Raw genomic sequence first — 23,486 nt, forward strand, 5'->3', positions numbered from 1 at the left:
GGATGGCCGGACCGCTCGATGGATTGCTCGTCGTCTCGCTGGAACAGGCGGTTGCAGCTCCTTTCTGCACCTCGCGGTTGGCGGATGCCGGTGCGCGGGTAATCAAGGTCGAGCGCCCGGAAGGCGATTTCGCGCGGAACTATGACCGGCTGGCGAAGGGACATTCCTCCTATTTCGTCTGGCTCAACCGCGGCAAGCAGTCGATTGCGCTCGATTTGAAGCAGGCGGAGGACCTCGCGGTGCTGAAGGCGATGCTCGCCAAGGCGGACGTCTTCGTCGAAAACCTCGCTCCCGGCGCAGTAGGCCGCCTCGGGCTCAGCGTGGACGTGCTGGAGGGGCTCAACCCGACGCTGGTCCAGTGCCACATCTCCGGTTATGGTGACCACGGGCCGCATCGCGACCGCAAGGCCTACGATCTCCTGATCCAGGCGGAAAGCGGGCTGGCATCAGTGACCGGTACTCCGGAGGAGGCCGCGCGTGTCGGTATATCGGTCTGCGATATCGGCACCGGCATGTATGCCCATGCGGCAATCCTCGAGGCGCTGATCGAACGGCGCTCGTCCGGCCGAGGCGCCGTGATTGAGGTTGCCATGTTTGATGCCATGGCCGACTGGATGGCGGTGCCGCTGCTCCAGGCCGAGGGTGCAGGCAGGAACCCGCCGCGCATGGGGCTGCGCCACCCGTCGATCGCACCTTACGGCGTCTTCACCTGCGCTGACGGGCGAGGCGTCCTGATCTCGATCCAGAACGAGCGGGAATGGCATTCCTTCTGCGGTGCCGTCATGGCCAACGGCTCGCTCGCGACTGATCCGCGCTTCAGTGACGCCTTCCGCCGGATCGAGAACCGGGCCGTGATGGACGGCCTGATCGAGACAGTGTTCGCCGCCGAATCACACGAGACGATGATCGACCGCCTCGACGCGGCAGGCATCGCCTATGCCATGGTCAATACCCCGCTCAACCTGGCCGAGCACCCCCATCTGAGACGGATCGACGTCGCCACGGAGGGCGGCACGGTTTCCGTGCCTGCCCCGCCGGCACGCAGGCGGGACAAGGCTCCTGCATTGGGACCGGTTCCGTCCATCGATACCGACGGTGCGGCGATCCGACGGGAGTTCGGTTGAACCAATGAGACATGCGCAGATACGTGCCCTGGGAGGAAGATCGTGAACCAGCATCCGATGACGTCCGCCGCGAGCGATGATCCGCACGGCCATCTTTCCGGTCTGACGAAAGCCGCCGCCAGCTTCGTCGCCGACCTCGACTACGACGATCTCGACAACGAGACGCTCCGGCTCGCCCGGCGCTGCGTGCTCGACGGTCTCGCCGTGGCACTCGCCGGGTCGGAGCAGCCGGGCATGAAACCGCTCGGTGCCTATGTCGACAGCCTTGGCGGCACACCCCAGGCCAGGCTGATCGGCAGGGCGGCAAGCCGGGTGCCCGCCCATCTCGCCGCACTCTGGGGCGGGACTGCCGGGCATGCGATGGATTGGGACGACACACAACTCGCCGAAGGCCCGGGCCGTCCCTACGGATTGCTGATGCATCCGACGATGCCGCCACTGATCGCGGCGCTCACCATGTCGGACCTTGTCGCCGCGGAGACAGGACAGCCGGTTGACGGCAGGCGCTTCCTGACGGCCTTCCTGGCTGGGTTCGAGGTGGGCTGCAAGGTCGCCGAGGCGATCAATCCGGATCACTACATGCGCGGATTCCACACATCCGGGACCATCGGCACCTTTGCGGCGGCCGCTGCGGCGGCAAAGATGCTGGGCCTTGATGCCGCGGGCGTGGCGCAGGCGCTCGGCCTTGCCGCCTCCATGGCATCCGGCATCCGCGCCGGGTTCGGGACGATGACCAAGCCGATGCATGTCGGCCGCGCAGCCGAAAACGGCGTGACGGCGGCGCTGCTTGCTCGCCACGGCCTGTCTGCCAATCCGGAGGCGCTCGATGGTCGTTGGGGCTATCTGGCAATTGCCGGACCGGGGGGCGAGCCGGCGCTGGTGCGCGATCGCTTCGGCAGGCCGCACACGATCGTAAGCCCCGGCATCTCGATCAAACCCTATCCGTCGGGCGTGCTTACTCATCCAAGCATGGATGCGATGCTCTTCCTGATGCGTGAGAATGGGCTTACGGCCGACGACATCGCGTCTGTCACGCTAAAGGCTGGCAGCAACGTGCTCGGCCCCATCCGCTTTCGCATCGCGACAACGGAACTCGAGGGAAAATTCTCCTTCGCCTTCCTGCTGACTGCCATCATCCTGGCAGGTCGCGCTGGCAAGGGTGAATTCACCGACGAATTCGTTTCCTCCAAGGCGTCGCAGGACATGCAGCGGCGGATTGAAACCGTCTTCGACCAGTCAATCGAGGATATGGGGTGGGATCGCATTCGATCGAAGATCGAGGTTACGACGAAAGACGGCCGGCAGTTCGAGCGCTGGGCGAATGAAAACTATCGCGGCAGCCCGCACAATCCACTTTCCGATGCGGAGCTGGAAGGCAAGTTCCGGGATTGCGCTGATGGTCTGATCGATGCGGATCGGATGCAGCAGGTGTTTGATTTTGTCTGGTCGCTGGACGAGGCCGCGAATGTCGGGCGGATTTTCGACCTGCTGAACTGGCAAAGCCAGCCCTAGCTTGGCGCACAGGCTGAACGAAGCAAGGAGGAGCGATGTCTTCGGACAACACCCCGGACGGCAGGGAAGCCATCGGCCGGACAGAGTGTCGGCGCGCGGTCATCTCGCCCGCTCGCGCTGCGGCGTTGGCAGCGGCGCTTGACCTTGACAGTGCGCCAGGAGGCGGCGCATCCCTCCCGCCTGCCTGGCACTGGATGTTCTTCAATCCTGTGGCACGGCGCAGCGAACTGGGACCGGACGGGCATCCGAGACGCGGTGAATTCGTGCCGGAGCTGGGCCTGCCGCGCCGCATGTGGGCCGGCGGCCGGCTTGTCTATCATGCGCCGTTGCCGGTCGGGGCGGAGGCGATCCGCGAGAGCGAAATCATCGATGTCTCCACCAAGAAGGGACGCTCGGGCCGTCTCGGCTTCGTGACGATCCGCCACCGGATTTCACACGCGAGCACGCTCTGCATCGAGGAGGAGCAGGATCTCGTCTTCCGCGAAGCGGCTGTGCCGGGTGCTCCGGGCGCCTCTCCCGTCTCGGCACCGGACGACGCGCGGTGGTCGGAGGTTTTCGTGCCGGACCCCGTGCTGCTTTTCCATTACTCTGCGCTGACCGACAACGGCCATCGCATTCATTACGACCTGTCCTATACCCGGCTGGTTGAGGGCTATCGCGATCTTGTCGTGCATGGTCCCCTGGTAGCAACGCTGCTGCACGGGCTAGCCGCTCGTTGCAGGGGCGGTGTCCCGATCCGTCGTTTTGCTTTCCGGGCGATGGCGCCGCTCTTCGTTGATCGCCCGTTCCGACTGGAGGCCGTCACCTCCGAAGATCATAGCGGCTTGTCACTCTGGGCGCGCGGCCCGGAAGGGGAACTCGCCATGCAGGCAACGGCGAGTTTCGATGACTGACGCTCAAGAGCCACGAACTGCAGATCGGAGGCAGCCGGCGAGCTATCTCTTCGTTCCGGGTAACCGTCCCGACCGTTTCGCCAAGGCCACCGCCTCCGGTGCCCACACGATCATCATCGATCTGGAGGATGCCGTTGGACCGAACGACAAGGACACGGCGCGGGCCGCCGCCATGGCCTGGTTCGCGCAGGGCGGGACGGGCGTTCTTCGCATCAACGGCGCCGATACGCCCTGGCTCGCCTCCGATCTCGAGGCGCTCGCCGGTTTCCCGGAAGCGCTGATCATGGTCCCGAAAGCGAATGCCGCTGTATTGAGCCGCGTGTCTCGCCATTTGCCCCGCCGTCGCTTGATCCCCCTTCTCGAAAGCGTCGAGGGTTACGTGGGCGTCCACGAAATCGCGGCCTGGGCGGGCGTCTACCGGATTGCCTTCGGCAATCTTGACTTTGGGCTCGATGCACGCGTTCCGGACACCGGTGCGAGCCTGGATCCGGTGCGACTGCAGATCGCAATCGCATCGCGGCACGCAGGCTTGCCCTCGCCGATTGATGGGGTCACCGTGGACCTCGACGACGCGGCGGTGCTGGCTGCCGACATTGCACGCGCCCGCGCTCTCGGCTTCACTGCAAAGCTCTGTCTGCACCCGCGGCAGGTGGCGGCTGTGAATGAGGGCTTTGCGCCGACGAAGGCCGAACTCGACCGGGCGCGTCGAATCGTTGCTGCCGCCGGCTTGGCGAAGGGAAGCGTCGTGCAACTCGATGGCAGGATGATCGACCGGCCAGTCGTTGAACGTGCACAGGCGCTTCTTGATCAGGCGGGCACAGACCTGTCGTTTGAGGCGCTTGAGTAACCGACCGGAGGTATCCTCCTGGGTCAGGTCGCCAGGTCTCGCATCACCCTGATAAGGTCGGACTTCCCTTCAAACCCTATCCCCGGCAATTCCGGCATGGTGATGTATCCGTCGGCGACCTGGACACCATCCGGAAATCCGCCATAGGGCTGGAAAAGGTCGGGATAGCTCTCATTGCCTCCCAGTCCCAAACCGGCAGCAATGTTAAGAGACATCTGGTGGCCGCCATGGGGGATGCAGCGGGAGGGGGACCAGCCGAACTGGTGGAGGACGTCCAGCGTCTTCAGGTATTCCACCAACCCATAGGACAGGGCGCAATCGAACTGCAGATAGTCGCGGTCCGGCCGCATTCCCCCATATCTCAGGAGGTTGCGCGCATCCTGGTGCGAAAACAGGTTCTCGCCGGTCGCCATGGGGGCGTCGTAGAACTCGGACATTGCCGCCTGCAGCGCGTAGTCCAGCGGGTCGCCGATTTCTTCGTACCAGAAGAGCGGGTATTGGCGCAGCATCTTCGCATAGGCGATCGCCGTCTCCAGGTCGAAACGGCCATTCGCATCCACGGCGAGTTTTGCATCTGCGCCGATCTCATCCAGCACAGCCTCGATGCGACGCTGATCCTCGTCGATAGACGCGCCGCCGATCTTCATCTTGACGACCGTGTAGCCACGATCGAGGTAGCCGCGCATTTCGCGACGCAGGGCGCTATCGTCTTTGCCGGGGTAATAATAGCCACCCGCCGCATAGACGAACACCTTCGGGTTTGCCTCAAGGCCCTTCATCTCGGCGAGCAATCGGAACAGCGGCTTGCCCGCGATCTTCGCAACCGCATCCCAGACGGCCATGTCTATGGTTCCGACTGCGACCGAGCGCTCTCCATGGCCGCCCGGCTTCTCATTGGCCATCATGGCGGACCAGATCCTATGGGGGTCGAGATTGTCTCCGGCTTCGTTCAGGAGACTCTCCGGAGCGGCTTCGAGAATGCGATTCCTGAACCGCTCCCGTATCAAGCCGCCTTGCCCATATCGGCCGTTGGAGTTGAAGCCATAGCCGATCACCCTGCGTCCGTCGCGAACGACATCGGTAACAACCGCCACCAGACTCGCCGTCATCTTGCTGAAATCGATATAGGCGTTGCGAATGGGAGAGGCGATTGGCTTGGTGACCTCACAGATGTCGATAATGCGCATGGGATGCTGTTCCTTCACGTCGGTCGTGCCGGTTCTTTCGGGCGGAGCTCGATGGTACGTGCGGCACCGACGGAAGGCCAATGCCGATCCTCAACAGTTCGATGCCCATACGGCATTACGAGTGGTTCACGAGGAGCCTTTGATCATATGTCGTACCGGCGGGTCGCATGCTATACGTGATGCCGATCATGCACTGGCGGAGGGGAAATGGACACGGCGTGGTTATTGGACCTTCAGGTCTTGGCGAAGACGCTCAACTTCTCCCGCGCGGCCGAGATCAGGAATGTTACCCAACCAGCCTTCGGTAGGCGGATAAAATCGCTGGAGGCATGGTGCGGCTCGACCTTGATTGACCGCGGCAGTCACAGATTGGCGCTGACCGAGGCTGGAAAGGTCATGGTTGAAGCCGCTGACGATGTCCTCCGTCGACTAGAAAGGTCGAAGCACGAGCTGCAGCAAGTCCGCAGCGCAACGGCAACGTTGACCGTCGCCTCCACCCATGCGCTCTCTTATACGTTCTTTCCAGGATGGGTGCAGCGGCTTGGATCGATAGCGTCAACAATGCCGATCAGGCTCCTCTCCGACAACATGAACGAGTGCGAGCGGCTCATGCTCGAGGGCGGGGCCCAGTTCCTGTTGTGCCACCACCATCCCGGTACGGCGACGCGCCTGTCCGAAAGCGACTTCCCGATGATGACCCTCTCGCATGAGCGGCTCGTCCCGGTCAGCCGTCGCGATCCTGATGGACAAGCGATCTACAGCTTGCCGGGCTCGTCCTCGCGGTCAGTTCCGTGGTTGATGTTTGAAGGGACCTCCGGTATGGGCCGGATTCTGGTGTCGGCACTCTCTCAGCGAAGTGAGGATCTGCATCTGCATAACGTCTTCAGCTCTCACCTCGCCATGGTACTGAAAGCTCTCGCGCTTGAAGGCAAAGGTGTTGCATGGATTCCGGAGAGCCTCGCTGCCGACGAGCTTTCCCCTGGTGGTCGCCTCGCCATTGCCGGCTCCCTGGATTGGGCGGTCCCTGTCCAGGTGGCTCTTTTCCGAACTCTGCGGCCGCTGCCCGATATGGCGGAGCGGTTCTGGCAGTTGGCCCGCGATAAGTCGCTGGGGCAGGTCAGTTCAGTTGCAGGTCCGGTGTCCGCTCCTTGATGCGCTCGCGCAGCAGCTCGACGAACAACCTCACCTTGGCTGACAGGTTGAGCCGCTCCGGATAGACCGCCATGACGTCGGCTCTCATGTAGTAGCGCGGAAGAACTACAACCAGTCGACCGGCGCGGACGTGGGATGCCACGTCCCATTCAGACCTGAGCATTATGCCATGGCCGTTCAAGACCCAAGAGACAGCAATTTCACCGTCGTTGGTGGACAACCCGCCGGCAACCCGGACACTGTCTTCGGTGCCGAACCGCCAGACGTCGTACGCAGCATGTTCCTGCCTCAGGACAATGCATGAGTGCTGCGTGAGGTCCGAGAGCCGCTTCGGCGTTCCGTGTCCACGCAGATATTCGGGAGAAGCCACCAGAACCCGGCGGTTGCGCAAGAGGAGCCCCATCACTTGGCGCGTAGCCGTCGGCTCCCCGAAGCGGATTTGAAGATCGAAACCTTCTTCCATGATGTTGAGTGGTGCGTCGGTAAGAACGAGCTGAGCTTCCACTCCAGGATGTCTGTTGACGAATGCAGATACAGCCGGCGCCACATGCTCGCGCCCGAACTGGAAGGTCGCGTTGATCCGCAACAGACCTTGGGGTTCTCCGCGAGCAGAGACGATTGCCTCCTCGGCCGCTGCAATGCGGTTGATGATGTCCATTGAGGCTGCGAGGTAGGCTTCCCCTTCGCTTGTAAGGCTGACTCGTCGTGTGGTCCGATTGACCAGACGAACGCCGAGACGATCTTCCATTCTTGCAAGCCGCCGACTGACGGCCGAAGCGGTAAGCCCAAGCTCAAGCGCCGCCTCCGACAGACTGCTCCGCTGCGCAACGACGGTGAAGAAGCGCATGTCAGTTTCACCGTTCATTCTCGGCTCGCTCACTTGTTCCCAAAAATCAATAATGAAATGAATTTGCGGAAATTCCCAGCGTTTCCTGCGGCCTCTATGCTGACGATGTCTTTGTTCGCACAGCAAGGGTGCTGAGTGGCCGTGGGAGAGGTTGCTTAGGCTGGAGGAACTTGTGCATCCGGCGTTCGGTCGAACGTCGCGCTGTTTCTTCAACAGGTGCGTGTCGGGCCCGGCTCGGGCAGAAGTTCATCAGGGAGGAACCAAGATGAAGATCAAGACCATTTTCGCGGCCACAGTTGGCCTGTCGCTCCTGGCGGTAATGCCGGCCGTCGCCCAGTCTGCGTCAGATTTCCCCAATAAGCCGATGACCTACATCATTCCCTTCGACGCTGGCGGCGAATCCGACATCTCGGCGCGCTTCCAGCAGGCTGAATGGAAGGAGCATGCAGGTCAGGATGTCGTCATCCAATACCAGGCCGGTGCCGGTGGCGCCCAGGCCTGGTCGAAACTCAATGACATTGCCGGCGACGGCTACACCATCATGGGCATCAACCTGCCGCACACCATCCTGCAGCCGCTGGAAGGCGATGTCGGCTACAAGACGGATGATCTGACGCCGGTTCACTATTTCCACTACACGCCGAACGCGATCTTTGTCCCGGCAGACAGCCAGTTCAAGACGCTCCAGGAGTTGATCGACTACGCGAAGTCGAACCCCGGCATGGTGACCTTCGCTGGTTCAGGTTCGAAGTCGGCTAACAATCTGGGACAACTCCAGTTTGACGAGACTGCCGGCGTCAAGACGACCTATGTTCCCTTCTCGGGAACTGGACCGTCTGTAACCGCCGTTCTCGGCAACCAGACGCTCGCAGGGTTCAACTACGTGACGTCGGCCATGAACCAGGGTGACGCGCTGCGCATGCTGGCTGTCGCTTCCGAGGAGCGTATGCCGGCCTTCCCGGACGTGCCTACCTTCAAGGAACTGGGCTTTGATATCGTCGGAGGTGCTTACCGCGGTGTCGCCGTGCCCGCATCGACCCCGGAAGACATTCGCAAGAAGATTTCTGACATCGTCGCCGCAATCAATGCGGATCCGGACTTCGTGAAGAAGATGGAGGATGGCGGATTTGTCCTGACCGACATCACCTATGACAAGATGCCTGATTTCGTTTCGAAGATGAAGACGGAATACTCTGAGGGTGCCAAGGCACTGGGCATCGGTCAATAAGGGGAGCAGGTGAATGGAACTGCTCGGCTACTTTCTGCACGCTCTCACACCGCTCAACTTGTTACTGGCGCTGGTAGGAGTCGTGCTCGGGACAATCATCGGCGCCTTGCCGGGTTTGTCGGCCACCATGGCAGTGGCGGTTCTCGTTCCATTCACCTTCACCATGGACCCCGCCTCGGGCATGATCGCGCTCGGCGCGATCTATACCGGTGCGATCTACGGTGGGGCGTTTGCCGCAATCCTCGTGAATACGCCAGGAACGCCTTCGTCCATCGCCACCACGTTCGACGGCTACCCTATGGCGCGGCGTGGTGATGGCGGCCTCGCCGTGACATTGGCAACGCTTGCATCGGTCGTCGGAGGCTTGGTTGGGGCACTGGCTCTCCTGTTCCTTGCACCGCCGCTCGCACGGGTTGCGCTGGCCTTTGGGCCGCCGGAATATTTCTGGCTCGCAATCTTTGGTCTTACGTTGATTGCAGCGCTTTCGGTAGGGAATACCCTGAAAGGTTTGATCGGTGCATGCCTCGGACTTCTGCTATCGATGGTGGGTGTCGCCGTCGTCGGCGGCGACGTTCGGTTGACAGCCGGCGTGCCCGCCTTTCTTGGCGGCATCGACGTGGTTTCCGCATTGATCGGTCTCTATTGCGTCCCAGTTATCCTTGATCTTGTTGCAACGAACAGAGGCCATCTGGACTTCGCCTCCGACGACAAGGGCTACCGCCTGCTCGAGGCGATGCGGATTGCCTGGGCGTCGAAGTTCAACGTCATCCGTTCATCCGTCATCGGTACCGTCATCGGCATTCTGCCTGGGGCCGGTGGTTCGATCGCCGGTCTCGTCAGTTACACCGAGGCACGGAGGGCTTCTCCAAACACCGCGAACTTCGGCAAGGGCGAGCCGGATGGTGTCATCGCCACCGAGGCAGCGAACAACGCCACCGTGGGTGGCGGCTTCATACCGACACTTGTTCTGGGGATACCAGGCACGCCGCCCGATGCAATCATTCTCGGAGCCTTGTTGGTGCAGGGTATCAAGATCGGCCCTCAGCTTTTCAATTCCGAGGCCGACATCGTCTATACCTTCATCTATGGGTTGCTGATCGCGACACTGCTGATGTTGCCGGCTGGCCTGCTGATCGGCAGATACGCCTATCGCTCGATCATCACCTTCCCGAAGTCATTGCTCGTCCCGACCATCGCCTTCCTCACGGTGGTGGGATCCTTTGCGATCCACTCGAATGTCCAGGATGCTCAGATGATGTTTGTCCTCGGCGTCATCGCCTGGATTCTGGATCGTTATGGATTCCAACCGTCTCCGATCGTTCTCGGGCTAGTCCTCGGACAGATCGCGGAGCAGGGTTTCGTCCAGACATGGCTGATCGGTAATGCCACTGGAAACCTGCTTGGCATGTATTTCGGTCGTCCCATCAGCATCGCCATCATCGCCGCCGCAGTCATCGCACTTTGCTATCCCTTCTATGCAGAATGGCGCGCCAAGCGCAGACGTTCGGTGCCCCTTACGGAGATTGCCGCGGAGGCCGAGGCACATCCTATCGATCTCCCTGCAGACTCCGTACCGGCGGCGCGAGTCCGTGATATCGGCGGAATGACCCTTGCCGTGATCTTTATTGTCGTCGGCGGCCTGGCTCTATTCGACACGAGCCGGATGAGCATGATGGGCTCCGTTTTCCCGAGAGCAATTTCGATCCTGCTGATCGGCCTGTCCCTGACCTTGCTTGCCCTTTCCTTCCTTGGCCGAGGTGTCCGGCCACCCAAGCCGGAGACTGACGCAGCCTCCCGCAGGCGCATCATACTGGCGGTCATCTTCGGACTGTGGGTCTTCGCGATCCCGTTGCTGGGGTTTGCGACCAGTTCGCTGATCGCATTCGTCGCGATGATGTTCCTTGCAGAATACGAACGCCAGACGGCGGTCGTCTGGCTTCGCCGGACTGCTACCGCAGTCGCGACGGTGATGATCTTCTGGCTGCTGATGTCCGAGGTGCTGCTGCTGCGAGTGCCTTCAGGCTTCCTGTTCTGATCGGTGACCGCCTTTTGAGATTCACCCCGCCCTTCAGGTTGCAAAGAGACAAGAGAGACAGATGACCAGTAATCACATGAAGATCGCCGTCATTCCCGGCGATGGGATAGGCAAAGAGGTCGTGCCCGAGGGGCTGCGCGTACTGGAGGCAGCGGCCAGCCGATACGGCTTGAACTTCGCCTTCGGCGAATTCGATTTCGCCTCCTGCGATTACTACGCAAAGCACGGAAAGATGATGCCCGACGACTGGAAGGCTCAGGTGGGCGGACATGACGCGATCTTTTTTGGTGCGGTCGGGTGGCCGGCATCAGTGCCGGATCACATCTCTCTTTGGGGGTCGCTCATCCAGTTCCGTCGTGAGTTCGACCAGTATGTCAGCCTTCGCCCGGCGCGGCTGATGGCTGGGGTCCAGTCGCCCCTCTCGGGCCGCAACACGGGTGACATCGACATGATGATCGTCCGAGAGAATACGGAAGGCGAATATTCTTCCGTGGGCGGGATCATGTTCCCCGGGACGGATCGCGAGGTTGTCCTGCAGGAGACGGTCATGACGCGGACAGGCGTCGATCGGATATTGCGATATGCTTTCGAGCTTGCTCGCAAGCGTGGCGGAAAACTGACCTCCGCCACTAAGTCGAACGGTATCTCGATCTCCATGCCGTATTGGGATGAGCGCGTGGCCGAGATGTCGAAGAACTACCCTGATATCAGCGTCGACAAGTATCACATCGATATCCTCACAGCGCTTTTTGTCTTGCACCCGGATCGCTTCGACGTCGTCGTTGCCTCGAACCTGTTCGGCGACATCCTTTCCGACCTGGGCCCCGCCTGCACCGGCACGATCGGCATCGCTCCCTCGGCCAACATCAACCCGGAGCGCCGCTTTCCTTCGCTATTCGAACCGGTGCACGGATCTGCGCCCGATATCGCGGGCAAAGGGGTCGCCAATCCCGTCGGCCAGATTTGGGCAGGGGCGATGATGCTGGACCATCTGGGGCATCCGGAGGCCGCAGCCGGGATTGTCGAGGCGATCGAAAGGGTTCTGGCCGAGCCGCGCCTGCGCACCCGCGATCTCGGCGGACAGGCCGACACGATCGCGTGCGGCAAGGCGATTGCGGACGCTCTAGGATAAAAGGACAGGCTCCGCGGCGCAGAAAGAATGAATGCGGCCCTCGCAATGGAGAAGCATATGAGACGACACAACATCGCAGCGATACCCGCTGACGGCATCGGCCCGGAGGTTATCGCTGCCGGCCTTCAAGCGCTGGAGGAGCTTTCCCGCCGCGACGGTGGTTTTGAGCTATCCGTCACGACGTTCGACTGGAGCTCCGAGCGCTACAAGAGGACCGGGTCTCTGATGCCCGACGACGGCCTGGAGCAGCTTCGGCAATTCGACGCGATCTTCTTCGGTGCAGTTGGTGCGCCGGACGTTCCCGACCATCTCACCCTGTGGGGATTGCGCCTGCCCATCTGCCAGGGGTTTGACCAGTACGCGAATGTCCGTCCCACGAAGATCCTGCCGGGTGTCAGTTCTCCGCTCGCGGGCGTCGGGCCAGGTGATCTCGATTGGGTAATTGTGCGCGAAAACTCGGAAGGGGAATATTCCGGTCACGGCGGCAGAGCCCACAAGGGTCTGCCCGAAGAAGTCGGCACCGAAGTGGCCATTTTCACCCGCGTAGGTGTGACGCGCATCATGCGATATGCCTTCAGCCTCGCCCAGGCCCGTCCACGCAAGCTGCTGACAGTGGTGACGAAGTCCAACGCCCAGCGTCACGGCATGGTCATGTGGGATGAGATCGCGGCAGAGGTTGCCATAGAATTCCCGGACGTCGCCTGGGACAAGATGCTCGTCGATGCCATGACCGTCAGGATGGTCAAGAATCCGAAGAGCCTCGACACCATAGTCGCTACCAACTTGCATGCCGACATCCTGTCCGATCTCGCAGGGGCACTGGCTGGCAGCCTGGGAGTTGCCCCGACGGGCAACATCGACCCGCAGCGCCGCTATCCATCAATGTTCGAGCCGATCCACGGCTCGGCTTTCGACATAACGGGAAAGGGCATCGCAAATCCCGTGGCCACATTCTGGACTGCGGCGCAGCTGTTGGAGCACCTGGGCGAGAAGCCGGCGGCTGACCGTCTCATGCGCGCTGTCGAGAAGGTGTGTGGCGATGGCATCCTGACGCCGGACGTAGGGGGAAGTGCATCGACGCAACAGGTGACGGACGCAGTCTGCGAGGCGATCCGCGGCTCCAACATCTGAGGTGTCGTGGAGGAAGCGGATGCCAGGGACCTGCGGCAGCGTACGGTGGATGAGAGATGGCAGCGACCTCCCGAGATCGCTCTGCTTTTGCCGTTGTAATGCGCCGATGTTTCCGGTTGAGCTAGCTCGCCCATTGCAGGAATAAAAGCTGGAGTGTGATCTCGTTGCTCGCCATCCTTGCCGATGATTTGACGGGTGCATTGGATGCCTCTGCGCCCTTTGCCGCCAGGGGAATGCACGTAGAAGTTGCTCTGACGGTCGAGGCGATCGGCGAAGCCCTTCAAGCCAATCCGGCGGTGCTTGCGGTCAATCTGGGATCGCGCGAACTGGACGTCGCTGTTGCTCGCGACAGGACGACCGCGGCTCTTGGCGCTTTTCCGCCTGCGACGCGGTTATTCAAGAAGATCGACTCGCGGCTGAAGGGGCATATTGCAGCAGAACTCGATGTCATGCTCTTCAAGTCCGCATTGGTCGCGCCGGCGATACCGAGCTTCGGCCGCATTGTTCAAAACGGAGAGGTGCAGGGGTTCGGGATCACAAGCCCGATCTCCATTCGCGAATGCCTTGGCCGGCATATGGAAAGGGCGACAGTGCCCGATACGCTTGCGCAGGACGACCTCTGTGAATGGGTTGTAACGTCAGACGCTGCGGGCTTCGATCTCCTCGTCGGCGCCCGTGGGCTGGCGGAGGCGTTGGCCGATACGATGACAGATCGGGCGTCCGCTCGGCTTGCGGAGCTGCCACAGGGCACGGCGCTCTTCGTGGTAGGCTCCCATGACCCGATCACCATTGTGCAGGTCGAAGAACTTCGAGGAGCATTCGACGTCGATTACCTGGCTGCGCCCAACGGCAAGGTTCTAGAGACTAGACCGATCAATGCCATGATTACCGTAGTGCAGGCTGTTCAAGGTGAGTTTCCCGCAGACCCGCTGCAGGTTTCGCGTGCGCTAGCCAAGGCGGTGGTGCCGATGGTGAGCAAGACCGTGTCGACGCTGCTTCTTACCGGTGGAGCAACCGCTGAGGCTGTCATGGAAGAAATGGGAATAAACCGGTTCCGCCTGGCCGGTGAATGTCTCCCCGGATTGGGCTTGGCGCATGCTGGCGGCCTTTGCATCATCACGAAATCGGGGGGATTTGGGGCCCCCGACACCCTTGTAAGGATCGCCGCCCAGCTTCGTGACCGGTAAGGGGCCGAGGGTCGGTGACGGCCCGAGAGAAGGGTCAGCCTTGCTCGGAGCGACCGGCCACCAGCTTGCGCGCATAGGCAATTGCGGAGTTCATGTTGCCATGGTTGGCGATGCCCTTGCCGGCAATGTCGAAGGCGGTACCGTGGTCGACGGAGGTTCGATCGATCTGCAGGCCTACAGAGACATTCACTGCGGTATCGAAGGCGACGAGCTTGATCGGGATATGTCCCTGGTCGTGATACTGGGCGACGACCAGGTCGAAGGCACCGGAATAGGCGCGGTGGAACACGGTGTCGGCCGATATCGGCCCATGAGCGTCAATCCCTTCGGCGCGCGCAGCGGCGACAGCCGGGGCGATCTGGTCATCGTCCTCCGTGCCGAAGAGACCGTTCTCTCCGCAATGCGGGTTGATGCCGGCGACGGCGATCCTGGGTGAGGCGTAGCCAACGCGCCTGAGATGCGCATCGCCCGCTCGAATGGTCGCGAGCACCCGCTCCGTCGTCGCGCGGCGGATCGCCTCCTGCAGCGAGACATGGGTGGAGACGTGAATGACCTTCAACCGCTCGGAGGCGAGCAGCATATAGGCGGCTTTCGACCCGGTGAGGCTGCGCAGCATGCCAGTATGGCCGTCATAGTGGTGGCCGGCGCTGTTCAGCGCCTCCTTGTTGATCGGGGCGGTGACGATGCAGCCGATCGCGCAAGCTTGCGCGTCGCGAACCGCCCTTTCGATGAAGCGGAAGGACGCGTCACCGGCGACGGAGCTTAACTGCCCCCAGGGGAGGGGTGCGCCGTCGAGCGGAAGATCCACGACATTCGGTGAAAGATCGAGGTCGAGGCCGAGCACCGCGCGAGCCGCCTCCAGTGTCGTGAGATTGCCGTAGATGCGGGTCCTCTGCCGTTCTGCCGGCGACATGTCGGCAAGCGCGCGCACGGAGATTTCCGGACCGATGCCGCAGGGGTCGCCCATGGTGATGCCGATGATGTCGCTCATAAGTATCCTCGTTCTTGACGCCTCCTGGCCGAGAGCAGGACGGTGTTGCAACGGCCGTGGGTGATGGAGCCAGGCTGCTTGCTTCACAGGGTCGCTGCCGCAGCCCGGATAGGACATACTCTTGCTCAACCGTCAATCGGATCCTTGCAAAGTCCGGCACGGACTCCAAATTCGCTATTGGCCGCGGATCCTACACGCGCCTTGGCCTCCGTCGCGCAGCAGTCGAGGCATTCCAGTGCTCATGAAGAGCGATAGTGGTGTCTCTCGGCCAAACCGTTCCGAGATTGGAACCTCCTGCTCCTAGACCCGTTTGGCGTTACCAGCATCTAACTGGAAGCCAGCTTTGGCTTTGTGCAGGCGTGATCATTTGAGTCGGATTCTTGATGAAGACGATGTCTGACGCACATCGTCACCTCGCGAGCTATGACAAGGCGATCGAGGGAAGGCGTGAGCATGTTAAAGCCTCGACCGCATTCGGGCCGAGACGACGCACGCTCGGCTTGGCCAAGCGCCTGTTCGATATCGTGTTTGCGCTGGGAGCCCTGATTTTCGTAGCACCGCTCTTCGGCGTTATCATGCTTGCGATCCTCCTTCTGGACGGGCGTCCGATCTTCTATCGCCAAGTTCGTATCGGTCGGCACGGCAGGTCATTCAACTGCCTGAAGTTCCGCACAATGGTTCGGGATGCCGATCTTCGGTTGGCGGAACTCCTGGATTCTTGCCCGAAGTCTCAAAAGCAATGGCTCGACGCTCAAAAGCTTTCCAACGACCCCCGCGTGAACAGGCTGGGCCGCTTTCTGCGCAAAAGCAGCTTGGATGAGCTGCCGCAACTCATCAACATTCTGCGCGGCGAGATGAGTATTGTCGGGCCTCGGCCGATCGTGCACGAGGAGGCGGTGCGATATGGCAGGAACCTGCGCCTTTACCTGACAACCCGGCCGGGACTTACGGGCCTTTGGCAGGTCAGTGGACGCAATTCACTGAGTTATCAGGAGCGGGTGCAACTGGATGTCCGCTATATCCGCACCATGTCTGCATGGCTGGATGCGCGGATCATCCTGAAGACGATCGCGATTGTCGTCACGGGCAAAGGCGACCATTGATCCAGGGTATACCCGGGGTCGAGGCGGGCACCACCGAGTCCGCCGGGCCTTTGTGCGACTAGCGGAAAGCATATTGCCTGCAGACGGCTGGCTACTCCGCTGCGAGAAGCTGTTTCTCGCCATGGGGGCCGGCCGGATTTCTGCCGACGCAGCAATAGGTGAAGCCCGCTTCGAGCACTGCATCCTCGGACATGAGGTTGCGAAGGTCAATCATCAGTGGCTCCGCCATCACCGCCTTCAACTGTCCGAGATCAAGATCCCTGAACTCCGGCCATTCGGTGAGGACCACGACGGCATCGGAGTCCGTTGCCGCGTCCAGTGCATCCTCGCAAAAGGTCACATTGGTCAAGAGCTTGGCCGCATTCTCCATGGCCTCCGGATCGTGGGCACGAACCCTCGCGCCGAAATCCTGCAGCGCCTGGATGATCGGAATGGCGGGCGAGTCGCGCATGTCGTCCGTGTGCGCCTTGAAGGCGAGGCCGAGGACGGCGATGGTCTTGCCGCGCACCGATCCGCCGCAGGCGTCGAGCACCCGTAGCGCCATAGCTCGCTTGCGGTTGTCGTTAACCTGGATGACCGTCTCGATCGTGTGCAACTGCACACGGTGGTCGCGGGCGGTCTTCGAAATCGCCAGGGTGTCCTTGGGGAAGCACGAGCCGCCATAGCCGGGACCGGCATTGAGGAACTTCGAACCGATGCGGCTATCCAGTCCCAATCCGTGGGCAACGTGACGCACGTCCCCGCCGACCGCCTCGCAGAGGTCCGAGATCTCGTTGATGAAGGTGATCTTCATCGCCAGGAAGGCGTTGGCCGCATATTTGATCAACTCGGCGGAGCGGCGCGATGTATGGAGGATGGCTGCTTCCGAGAGGCGCTCGACCTCGTAGATGCCGGACACCACTTTGCGCGCCCATTCGCTTTCGCTGCCGATGACGATCCGGTCGGGGCGCATGAAATCGTCGATCGCCACGCCCTCGCGAAGAAATTCCGGATTCGAGACGACCGAGAACCTGAACGGTCTGCGCGCGCTCAGGAGGATCCTCTCGACCTCGTCGCCGGTGCCGACCGGCACGGTGGACTTGTTCACGACCACCAGGTCTCCGCTTGCCTTCTCCGCGATGGCATGGGCAACGGCATGGACATACTTCATGTCCGCATGACCATCGGTGGCGCGCGGCGGTGTGCCTACCGCGATGAACGCGGCATGAGCACCGGTGAGCGCAGACCCCAGCTCATCGGTGAAGGAGAGACGGCCGCTCGCATGGTTTCTGGCAACCAGGTCATCGAGGCCCGGCTCGTAGATCGGCATGACACCCTGCCGCAGCTTCTCGAGTTTCTTTTGGTCGCTGTCGACGCAAACCACGCTGTGGCCGATGTCGGCGAAGCACGTGCCTGCCACCAAGCCGACATAGCCTGATCCGACTACTACGATCTTCATGCACTTGCCTCCACGCGGGCCTTTGTATCGAGACGGGATGGGTTGGAACGTTGATTGCGGAAATAGGCGATCGTCCTGAGAACGCCCTCTCTCAATTGGACCGAAGGCTCCCAATTGAGGAGTTCCTTTGCCCGCGAAATGTCAGGGCAGCGCTGGGTCGGGTCGTCCTGGGGCAGGGGAAGCGAGATCAGCCGCGACTTCGACTGCGTGAGCTCGAGAACGACCTCTGCAAGCTGCTTCACCGTGAACTCGTTCGGATTGCCGATATTGACGGGAAATGTTACGTGGTCTGGCGCATCCATCAGGCGGATGATGCCCTCCACAAGGTCATCCCGATAGCAGAAGGATCGGGTCTGGCTGCCGTCGCCATAGACGGTCAGATCGTCACCTGCCAAAGCCTGGACGATGAAGTTGGACACCACCCTGCCGTCACCTGCGTTCATGCCGGGACCATAGGTGTTGAATATACGAACCACGCGGATATTGGTTCCGTACTGGCGATGATAGTCGTAGAAGAGCGTTTCGGCGGCGCGTTTGCCCTCATCATAGCATGCTCGGATTCCCGTCGAGTTCACATTTCCCCAATAGGTTTCCGTCTGCGGATGAACCAGCGGATCGCCGTAGATCTCGGAGGTGGATGCCTGCATGACCTTGGCGCCGTGCTTTCGCGCCAGGTCCAGCATGTTGATCGCCCCATGGAAGCTGATCTTCATCGTGCGGATCGGGTCGGCCTGGTAATGGGGCGGAGAAGCGGGGCAGGCAAAGTTGTAGATCTCGTCCACCGCGATATCGATCGGGTCGCACACATCCCACTCGATGAACTCGAACCGGGGATTGCCGGAAAGGTGGGCGATATTGGCCATCGACCCGGTGTAGAGATTGTCGAGGCAGATGACCTTGTGACCGCTGTTGAGCATCCGCTCGCAGATATGCGCGCCAAGAAAGCCGGCGCCACCGGTGACCAGTATTCTCTTCATGATACGTCCCTGGGTCTGAAGTGACGATACCGGAACTAGGAGCCTGTCCCGCCCCGGATCTCGGAAAGTAGGGTCCGGTAGATGATTTTGAAGTCCAGCCAGAGGCTGAATTTCTGGACGTAATGAAGATCGGCCGCTATCCGCGCTTTTGCCTTCGATCGCCGGATGGTCGGTCCCCGCAGGCCTCTCGCCTGCGCAAGCCCCGTGATCCCGGGCTTCATCACGTGACGGTCGTGATAATTCGGAACGAGATCCTCGTAGGCGACGCCTGCCGCCAGCATGCCGAGTGGGTGGCAGCGGGGACCGACAAGCGACATGTCGCCCTTCAATACGTTGAACAGTTGCGGCAGCTCGTCGATATTGGTCTTGCGAATGAAACGCCCGATGCGGGTGATCCTCGGATCGCCCTCGACAGTCTGCCTGACGCCGGTGGCGTCGCATTGATCGAGGCGCATGGAGCGGAACTTGAAGACGCGGATGATCCTGCAGCCTTGCCCCCATCGCGCCTGACGGAAAAACACCGGGCCTGGGCTTTCAAGTTTAATCAGGAGAGCAACGGCCAGCAGGAGTGGCAGAAGGACCACCAGCGCGACGAGAGACAGAGTGATGTCGATGGCACGCTTCACGCCAAGCTCCAGCGAATGCTGCTGGATCACCGGCGCCGGCTTTGCCTGGGGGGCAGTATTCGAGTTCGCAGCAGCGTAGTGCTCGAAACTAACGGGCACGGACACGCCCAGGAAGGTATTGGCTTTCATGACCCAGCACTCATGGAAAATTAACTGAATGTTAATCTAACTTAGTCCTCGCTGCATTGCAAACAGAACTCAGACACGTTTCTTTAAGCTGGTTAATTCAAGTAATTCTCCTGCTGCTGCTCGGTGGTTGGCGCTTTCGGCACAAGCCATTTCCGTTCAATACTTCCTTCGACATTCCGGTGGCGGCGGAGGACCTGAGCGTCCTTGTTTGGCTTCGGATAATGATCCTTCCCCTAGAGGTAGCGCGGCAGACAATAGAGATATTGACGATGCTTCCTGCTTTCGAAGATTTTTTTCGCGCAGAAGGAAAAGGTGCGGGATTTATTGCTCCGAGAGATCCAGCAGCATTTTGCATGCTAAAAATAACTAATTGAATTCTTTGGGAATTACTGGTTAGTTATCAAGCATGCGCTTGTATTGCACCTGCTCCATGCCGGATGGAGCGATAGGTGCCAGGATTGTTGCCTGTTGGCCCGTTTGCAGAACACAGGTTTCGCGATCTGGAAGAGTAGGGATTGCTACTGGAGCGTTCCTGCTAGTCGATGCTCGCCGTCGTCACTGGGTCCAACTGGGGAACGATGCCGGCGTAAAGTGCGACGGACGCATACAGGATGATCGCCCACATCGACAATGAGAGGGTGAAAGCAAACAGGAGGTTTCTCAAGCGCCGTGACATCGTCCGTCCTTTCGGTGTGCACATGATCCGGCAATGAAGTTGTTTCCTGGTAAATCTCGATGGTTAATTATCTCCATGATTGAGAAAAACTAAACGGTTGTCCCGTTTTCAGACGGGCCTGGTGCCCCTGAACTATGCGCTCTGTGCCATCATTCTTCAGCCCTTACTTGCTCCGGGTCGATAAGCAGGAAGCACCCGACGCAGTCGAGATTTGCGCCGGTAGTCGAAGGATGTATTCTGCATGTCGACAAGAAGGATATCGGATGAGTGAAACTGCTGATCCTCCGCTGCCCGGCCGCAAGAGGGGCTCCGGCGCAAGAATGGTCTATGACCTGTTGCGCGACGAGATCCTCGACCTGAAGCTCGCCCCCGGCAGTCCGATCGACGAGGTTCAGTTGGCGGAACGCTTTCAGATGTCGCGGACGCCGATCCGCGAGGCTCTGGTGCGGCTGGCAGGCGAGGGCCTGATCGAGACGCTGCCCAATCGTTCGACCATGGTGTCGAACATCGACTTCCTCAATCTCGGGCCCTTCTTCGATGCGCTCGTTCTCATGTACCGGGTGACGACGCGCCTTGCCGCACAGAACCATCGACCCGGAGATATTGCTGCCATCCGTCTTCATCACGAGGAATATGCGGCGGCGGTCGCCGCGCGCGACGCCTTGGCGATGATCGCCACCAACGCCGCCTTCCATGCGGCGATCGCCGAGGCGGGCCGCAACCCCTATTTCACCGGCCTGTTCCAGCGTCTGCTCGACGAGGGGCGGCGGATCCTGCGCCTCTACTACCGATCCTATGATGAGCAGTTCCCGCAGAGCTTCGTCGACGATCACGAGGCCATCATCGCCGCGATCGAAGCCCGGGATGTCGATGCGGCCGACTGTCTCGGCAGGGCGCATGCCGAGCAGATCGTCGCGCAGGTGCAGAAGCTGTTCAGCCGCAGCGGCGGGCTGGACATCGGGCTTTGACCTGTTGTATTCTGTTTGTCGACAAAAAGAATGCAAGGCCGGCGTCTTGGCGGAGAGGGCGCCTCACAATTCATCCCGTTGCTGCCGGGTTGGGCCGGCGAGAAGGAGACTGACGTGAAGTCGAAGATTTTTTCCGGAGTCATTCCGGCGCTGATGACCCCGTGTCAGGCGGACCGGTCGCCGGATTTCGATGCGCTTGTCCGCAAGGGCAAGGAGCTCGTCGAAAAGGGAATGTCAGCCGTCGTCTATTGCGGATCGATGGGGGACTGGCCGCTCCTGACCGATGAGCAGCGCATGGAAGGCGTCGAGCGGTTGGTAAAGGCTGGCGTTCCGGTCATCGTCGGCACAGGCGCCGTCAACACGGCATCGGCGGTTGCCCACGCCGCTCACGCCCAGAAGGTGGGTGCGCAGGGCCTGATGGTCATCCCGCGCGTCCTTTCCCGGGGCTCTGTCGTCGCCGCCCAGCGTAACCACTTCAAGGCGATCCTTGCTGCCGCTCCGGATCTGCCCGCGGTCATCTACAACAGCCCTTACTACGGCTTCGCCACCCGCGCCGATCTCTTCTTCTCGCTGCGCGCAGAGCATCCGAACCTCGTTGGATTCAAGGAGTTCGGCGGAGCGGACGACATGCGCTATGCCGCCGAAAACATCACCAGCCGCGACGATGACGTTTCGCTGATGATCGGCGTCGATACCTGCGTCTTCCACGGCTTCGTCAACTGTGGCGCAACCGGCGCCATCACCGGGATCGGTTGCGTCCTGCCGAAGGAGGTACTGCACCTGTGCAACCTCGCCCAGGCCGCGGCGAAGGGCGATCCCGATGCCCGCCAGCGCGCGCTGGAACTGGAATCGGCCCTGGCGGTGCTTTCCTCCTTTGACGAGGGGCCCGATCTTGTCCTCTTCTTCAAGCATATGATGGTGCTCAAGGGTGACAAGGAATACACGCTGCACTTCAATGAGACGGACGAACTGTCCCAAAGCCAGCGTGGTTATGTCGAAGCTCAGATGAAGCTTTTTGATACTTGGTATGCAGAGTGGAGCAAGCTTCCGGGCGCCGTCCAGACATACAAGGTCTGAGCTTCATCAGCGTGGTGGCAAACGGCTCCTTTTGCAGGGAGCCGTTCCATGCAGCGGAATGGTAGCTGGGCGCGATTTTCGGCCGCCTTCAGGCGACGGCGTCAAGCCCCTTTTCCAGAAGCCGGTCAAGCTGTTCCATGTCGGCAGCCGTCAGCGCAATCCCTTCCGCTTCGGATTTCGCACGGGCCGCAAAGCGGCGCTGCGACGGTAGGCGGGCGCCCTGGCCGACAATGCTCTCGAACAGGTTCTCGGCACGCGCAAAGGGGTTGCCGGGACGCCCGGCGGCAAAGGCCTCAGGCGAGAGGGCGATGATCAGTTCCCCATGCATGGGCGCAAGCGTCGTGGTCCCGAGATAGTCCAGGACTTCAGGGCTCGTCAGGTCGCCGATCATGATGCCGGCCAGAAGCTCGATCATCGTGCCGATCGCCGAGCCCTTGTGACCACCGAAGGGCAGCATGGCGCCGGCCAGTGCCGCTTCCGGATCGTTTGTCGGCTGTCCATCGGCATCGATCGCCCAGCCCTCTGGCAGCTGCTTGCCGGCGCGTCGATGCAGTTCGAGCTCGCCCCGTGCGGCCACAGAGGTGGCAAAGTCGAAGACATAGGGTGCATGATCCGGACGCGGCCAGCCGAAAGCGAAGGGGTTCGTCCCGAGCAAGGGCTTGCTGCCACCGGTGGGCGCAACGGTCGCATAGCTGGGGCACATGACCAGCGCGGCAAGGCTTTGGCCAGTCACCGCTTCCACTTCCGGCCACAGGGCGGAAAAGTGGCTGCAATCGTTGATGACCAGCGCCGCGAGACCGAGGGCACGCGCGCGTTCGGCAAGTGCGGGAAGACCCAGTTCGAAGGCGGGGTTGGCAAATCCCCCCTTGGCGTCGACCCTGACTATGGCCGAACCTTCGTTCAGGTCGAGTTCCGGCACGGCATCCGGCTTGACTTTACCTGCCTTCACGGTCCTCAGCGCCCCTTCGATACGATAGATGCCGTGCGACTTGCAGGCGTCGCGCTCGCCAGCGACGATAACCCGAGCTAGCGCTCCGGCCTGTTGCGCATTGAGGCCGGCCTTCCGGAAGATGGCATCGACCCGCTGGTGGAGATCCGCAATCGTGATGGTGGATGTCTGGGTCATTGTCTGCCTCTTCCGAGCTGGGCCGCCCGGCCAGGCGGCGTTGAACGAGTGCATACACATAGTATACAAGAACGGGCGCGTGCAATTCTGGTTCGCACGA

The 23,486-nt window shown here is 61.2% G+C and carries 21 protein-coding genes; 13 read left to right on the top strand and 8 right to left on the bottom strand.

Annotated elements, in window-relative coordinates:
- Positions 1–2: 2 nt before the first annotated feature.
- The 4 genes from NT26_RS03480 to NT26_RS03495 are packed head-to-tail and all read left to right on the top strand — an operon-like array spanning position 3 to position 4,376.
- Positions 3–1,124: a CaiB/BaiF CoA transferase family protein gene (locus NT26_RS03480; RefSeq protein ID WP_052637383.1), complete on the top strand. Its 1,122-nt coding sequence runs from the start codon at positions 3–5 to the stop codon at positions 1,122–1,124.
- Positions 1,125–1,166: 42 nt separating this feature from the next.
- The gene (locus tag NT26_RS03485; protein WP_244467666.1) at positions 1,167–2,636 is read left to right on the top strand and encodes an MmgE/PrpD family protein; all 1,470 of its coding nucleotides are present in this window, start codon (positions 1,167–1,169) and stop codon (positions 2,634–2,636) included.
- 35 nt (positions 2,637–2,671) lie between these two features.
- On the top strand, positions 2,672–3,529 hold the full coding sequence (locus tag NT26_RS03490; RefSeq protein ID WP_065814510.1) for an HTD2 family dehydratase: 858 nt from the start codon (positions 2,672–2,674) through the stop codon (positions 3,527–3,529).
- Positions 3,522–4,376, top strand: a complete 855-nt coding sequence (locus NT26_RS03495) for an HpcH/HpaI aldolase/citrate lyase family protein (RefSeq protein WP_052637385.1) — start codon at positions 3,522–3,524, stop codon at positions 4,374–4,376. Before NT26_RS03490 ends, NT26_RS03495 begins: the two co-directional genes overlap by 8 nt.
- Positions 4,377–4,399: 23 nt before the next feature.
- Here NT26_RS03495 and NT26_RS03500 read toward each other — a convergent pair whose 3' ends face one another.
- Positions 4,400–5,563 carry a mandelate racemase/muconate lactonizing enzyme family protein gene (locus NT26_RS03500; RefSeq protein WP_052637386.1) on the bottom strand — a complete coding sequence of 388 codons (1,164 nt, stop codon included), beginning with the start codon at positions 5,561–5,563 and terminating at the stop codon, positions 4,400–4,402.
- A gap of 207 nt (positions 5,564–5,770) precedes the next feature.
- Between NT26_RS03500 and NT26_RS03505 the strand changes: the two genes are divergently transcribed.
- Positions 5,771–6,715, top strand: a complete 945-nt coding sequence (locus NT26_RS03505; protein ID WP_052637387.1) for a LysR substrate-binding domain-containing protein — start codon at positions 5,771–5,773, stop codon at positions 6,713–6,715.
- Here NT26_RS03505 and NT26_RS03510 read toward each other — a convergent pair.
- A complete protein-coding gene (locus tag NT26_RS03510) occupies positions 6,681–7,580 on the bottom strand; it encodes a LysR family transcriptional regulator (protein WP_052637388.1) in 900 nt (299 codons plus the stop codon). The genes NT26_RS03505 and NT26_RS03510 overlap by 35 nt on opposite strands.
- A 247-nt stretch (positions 7,581–7,827) precedes the next feature.
- On the opposite strand from NT26_RS03510, the gene NT26_RS03515 reads away from it, so the two are divergent.
- From NT26_RS03515 to NT26_RS03535, 5 genes are all read left to right on the top strand, one after another.
- The gene (locus tag NT26_RS03515; protein ID WP_052637389.1) at positions 7,828–8,790 is read left to right on the top strand and encodes a Bug family tripartite tricarboxylate transporter substrate binding protein; all 963 of its coding nucleotides are present in this window, start codon (positions 7,828–7,830) and stop codon (positions 8,788–8,790) included.
- Positions 8,791–8,803: 13 nt separating this feature from the next.
- The gene (locus NT26_RS03520) at positions 8,804–10,825 is read left to right on the top strand and encodes a tripartite tricarboxylate transporter permease (protein ID WP_052637390.1); all 2,022 of its coding nucleotides are present in this window, start codon (positions 8,804–8,806) and stop codon (positions 10,823–10,825) included.
- Positions 10,826–10,886: 61 nt separating this feature from the next.
- The gene (locus NT26_RS03525) at positions 10,887–11,957 is read left to right on the top strand and encodes a tartrate dehydrogenase (protein ID WP_052637391.1); all 1,071 of its coding nucleotides are present in this window, start codon (positions 10,887–10,889) and stop codon (positions 11,955–11,957) included.
- Between the two features lie 57 nt (positions 11,958–12,014).
- Positions 12,015–13,088, top strand: a complete 1,074-nt coding sequence (locus tag NT26_RS03530; protein WP_052641821.1) for a tartrate dehydrogenase — start codon at positions 12,015–12,017, stop codon at positions 13,086–13,088.
- Between the two features lie 164 nt (positions 13,089–13,252).
- A complete protein-coding gene (locus NT26_RS03535) occupies positions 13,253–14,275 on the top strand; it encodes a four-carbon acid sugar kinase family protein (protein ID WP_052641824.1) in 1,023 nt (340 codons plus the stop codon).
- Between the two features lie 34 nt (positions 14,276–14,309).
- Here NT26_RS03535 and pdxA read toward each other — a convergent pair whose 3' ends face one another.
- On the bottom strand, positions 14,310–15,266 hold the full coding sequence (pdxA, locus tag NT26_RS03540) for a 4-hydroxythreonine-4-phosphate dehydrogenase PdxA (RefSeq protein ID WP_052637392.1): 957 nt from the start codon (positions 15,264–15,266) through the stop codon (positions 14,310–14,312).
- Between the two features lie 383 nt (positions 15,267–15,649).
- Here pdxA and NT26_RS03545 point away from each other — a divergent pair, with 383 nt between their 5' ends.
- Entirely contained in the window at positions 15,650–16,369 is a 720-nt protein-coding gene (locus tag NT26_RS03545) for a sugar transferase (protein WP_244467667.1), read from the top strand.
- A 91-nt stretch (positions 16,370–16,460) separates the two neighbouring features.
- Here the strand turns inward: NT26_RS03545 and NT26_RS03550 are convergent, their stop codons facing one another.
- The 4 genes from NT26_RS03550 to NT26_RS22625 all read right to left on the bottom strand — a co-directional run bounded on the left by NT26_RS03550 (position 16,461) and on the right by NT26_RS22625 (position 20,215).
- Entirely contained in the window at positions 16,461–17,807 is a 1,347-nt protein-coding gene (locus tag NT26_RS03550; protein ID WP_052637393.1) for a UDP-glucose dehydrogenase family protein, read from the bottom strand.
- Positions 17,804–18,784 (bottom strand): UDP-glucuronic acid decarboxylase family protein, encoded by a 981-nt coding sequence (locus tag NT26_RS03555; protein ID WP_052637394.1) that lies wholly within the window; start codon positions 18,782–18,784, stop codon positions 17,804–17,806. Before NT26_RS03555 ends, NT26_RS03550 begins: the two co-directional genes overlap by 4 nt.
- A gap of 35 nt (positions 18,785–18,819) precedes the next feature.
- Positions 18,820–19,539, bottom strand: coding sequence for a sugar transferase (locus NT26_RS03560; protein ID WP_052637395.1), 720 nt, complete (start codon positions 19,537–19,539; stop codon positions 18,820–18,822).
- A gap of 535 nt (positions 19,540–20,074) precedes the next feature.
- Positions 20,075–20,215: a hypothetical protein gene (locus NT26_RS22625; protein WP_156157121.1), complete on the bottom strand. Its 141-nt coding sequence runs from the start codon at positions 20,213–20,215 to the stop codon at positions 20,075–20,077.
- A gap of 263 nt (positions 20,216–20,478) precedes the next feature.
- On the opposite strand from NT26_RS22625, the gene NT26_RS03565 reads away from it, so the two are divergent.
- On the top strand, positions 20,479–21,183 hold the full coding sequence (locus NT26_RS03565) for a GntR family transcriptional regulator (RefSeq protein ID WP_052637396.1): 705 nt from the start codon (positions 20,479–20,481) through the stop codon (positions 21,181–21,183).
- A gap of 114 nt (positions 21,184–21,297) precedes the next feature.
- Positions 21,298–22,260 carry a dihydrodipicolinate synthase family protein gene (locus NT26_RS03570; protein ID WP_052641830.1) on the top strand — a complete coding sequence of 321 codons (963 nt, stop codon included), beginning with the start codon at positions 21,298–21,300 and terminating at the stop codon, positions 22,258–22,260.
- A gap of 88 nt (positions 22,261–22,348) precedes the next feature.
- On the opposite strand, the gene NT26_RS03575 is transcribed toward NT26_RS03570, so the two are convergent.
- Positions 22,349–23,386, bottom strand: a complete 1,038-nt coding sequence (locus tag NT26_RS03575) for an Ldh family oxidoreductase (protein WP_052637397.1) — start codon at positions 23,384–23,386, stop codon at positions 22,349–22,351.
- Between the last annotated feature and the right edge of the window lie 100 nt (positions 23,387–23,486).

It is taken from the genome of Pseudorhizobium banfieldiae, from assembly GCF_000967425.1.
In the GTDB taxonomy this organism is placed as follows: Bacteria; Pseudomonadota; Alphaproteobacteria; order Rhizobiales; family Rhizobiaceae; genus Neorhizobium; species Neorhizobium banfieldiae.

Bases quoted from the DNA above. Each gene is read 5' to 3' on its own strand.
- NT26_RS03550 (WP_052637393.1), bottom strand. From the start codon at position 17,807: ATGAAGATCGTAGTAGTCGGATCAGGCTATGTCGGCTTGGTGGCAGGC.
- NT26_RS03490 (WP_065814510.1), top strand. From the start codon at position 2,672: ATGTCTTCGGACAACACCCCGGACGGCAGGGAAGCCATCGGCCGGACA.
- pdxA (WP_052637392.1), bottom strand. From the start codon at position 15,266: ATGAGCGACATCATCGGCATCACCATGGGCGACCCCTGCGGCATCGGT.
- NT26_RS22625 (WP_156157121.1), bottom strand. From the start codon at position 20,215: ATGTCACGGCGCTTGAGAAACCTCCTGTTTGCTTTCACCCTCTCATTG.
- NT26_RS03480 (WP_052637383.1), top strand. From the start codon at position 3: ATGGCCGGACCGCTCGATGGATTGCTCGTCGTCTCGCTGGAACAGGCG.
- NT26_RS03560 (WP_052637395.1), bottom strand. From the start codon at position 19,539: ATGAAAGCCAATACCTTCCTGGGCGTGTCCGTGCCCGTTAGTTTCGAG.
- NT26_RS03530 (WP_052641821.1), top strand. From the start codon at position 12,015: ATGAGACGACACAACATCGCAGCGATACCCGCTGACGGCATCGGCCCG.
- NT26_RS03515 (WP_052637389.1), top strand. From the start codon at position 7,828: ATGAAGATCAAGACCATTTTCGCGGCCACAGTTGGCCTGTCGCTCCTG.
- NT26_RS03500 (WP_052637386.1), bottom strand. From the start codon at position 5,563: ATGCGCATTATCGACATCTGTGAGGTCACCAAGCCAATCGCCTCTCCC.
- NT26_RS03510 (WP_052637388.1), bottom strand. From the start codon at position 7,580: ATGAACGGTGAAACTGACATGCGCTTCTTCACCGTCGTTGCGCAGCGG.
- NT26_RS03545 (WP_244467667.1), top strand. From the start codon at position 15,650: ATGAAGACGATGTCTGACGCACATCGTCACCTCGCGAGCTATGACAAG.
- NT26_RS03505 (WP_052637387.1), top strand. From the start codon at position 5,771: ATGGACACGGCGTGGTTATTGGACCTTCAGGTCTTGGCGAAGACGCTC.
- NT26_RS03525 (WP_052637391.1), top strand. From the start codon at position 10,887: ATGACCAGTAATCACATGAAGATCGCCGTCATTCCCGGCGATGGGATA.
- NT26_RS03495 (WP_052637385.1), top strand. From the start codon at position 3,522: ATGACTGACGCTCAAGAGCCACGAACTGCAGATCGGAGGCAGCCGGCG.
- NT26_RS03565 (WP_052637396.1), top strand. From the start codon at position 20,479: ATGAGTGAAACTGCTGATCCTCCGCTGCCCGGCCGCAAGAGGGGCTCC.
- NT26_RS03520 (WP_052637390.1), top strand. From the start codon at position 8,804: ATGGAACTGCTCGGCTACTTTCTGCACGCTCTCACACCGCTCAACTTG.
- NT26_RS03555 (WP_052637394.1), bottom strand. From the start codon at position 18,784: ATGAAGAGAATACTGGTCACCGGTGGCGCCGGCTTTCTTGGCGCGCAT.
- NT26_RS03575 (WP_052637397.1), bottom strand. From the start codon at position 23,386: ATGACCCAGACATCCACCATCACGATTGCGGATCTCCACCAGCGGGTC.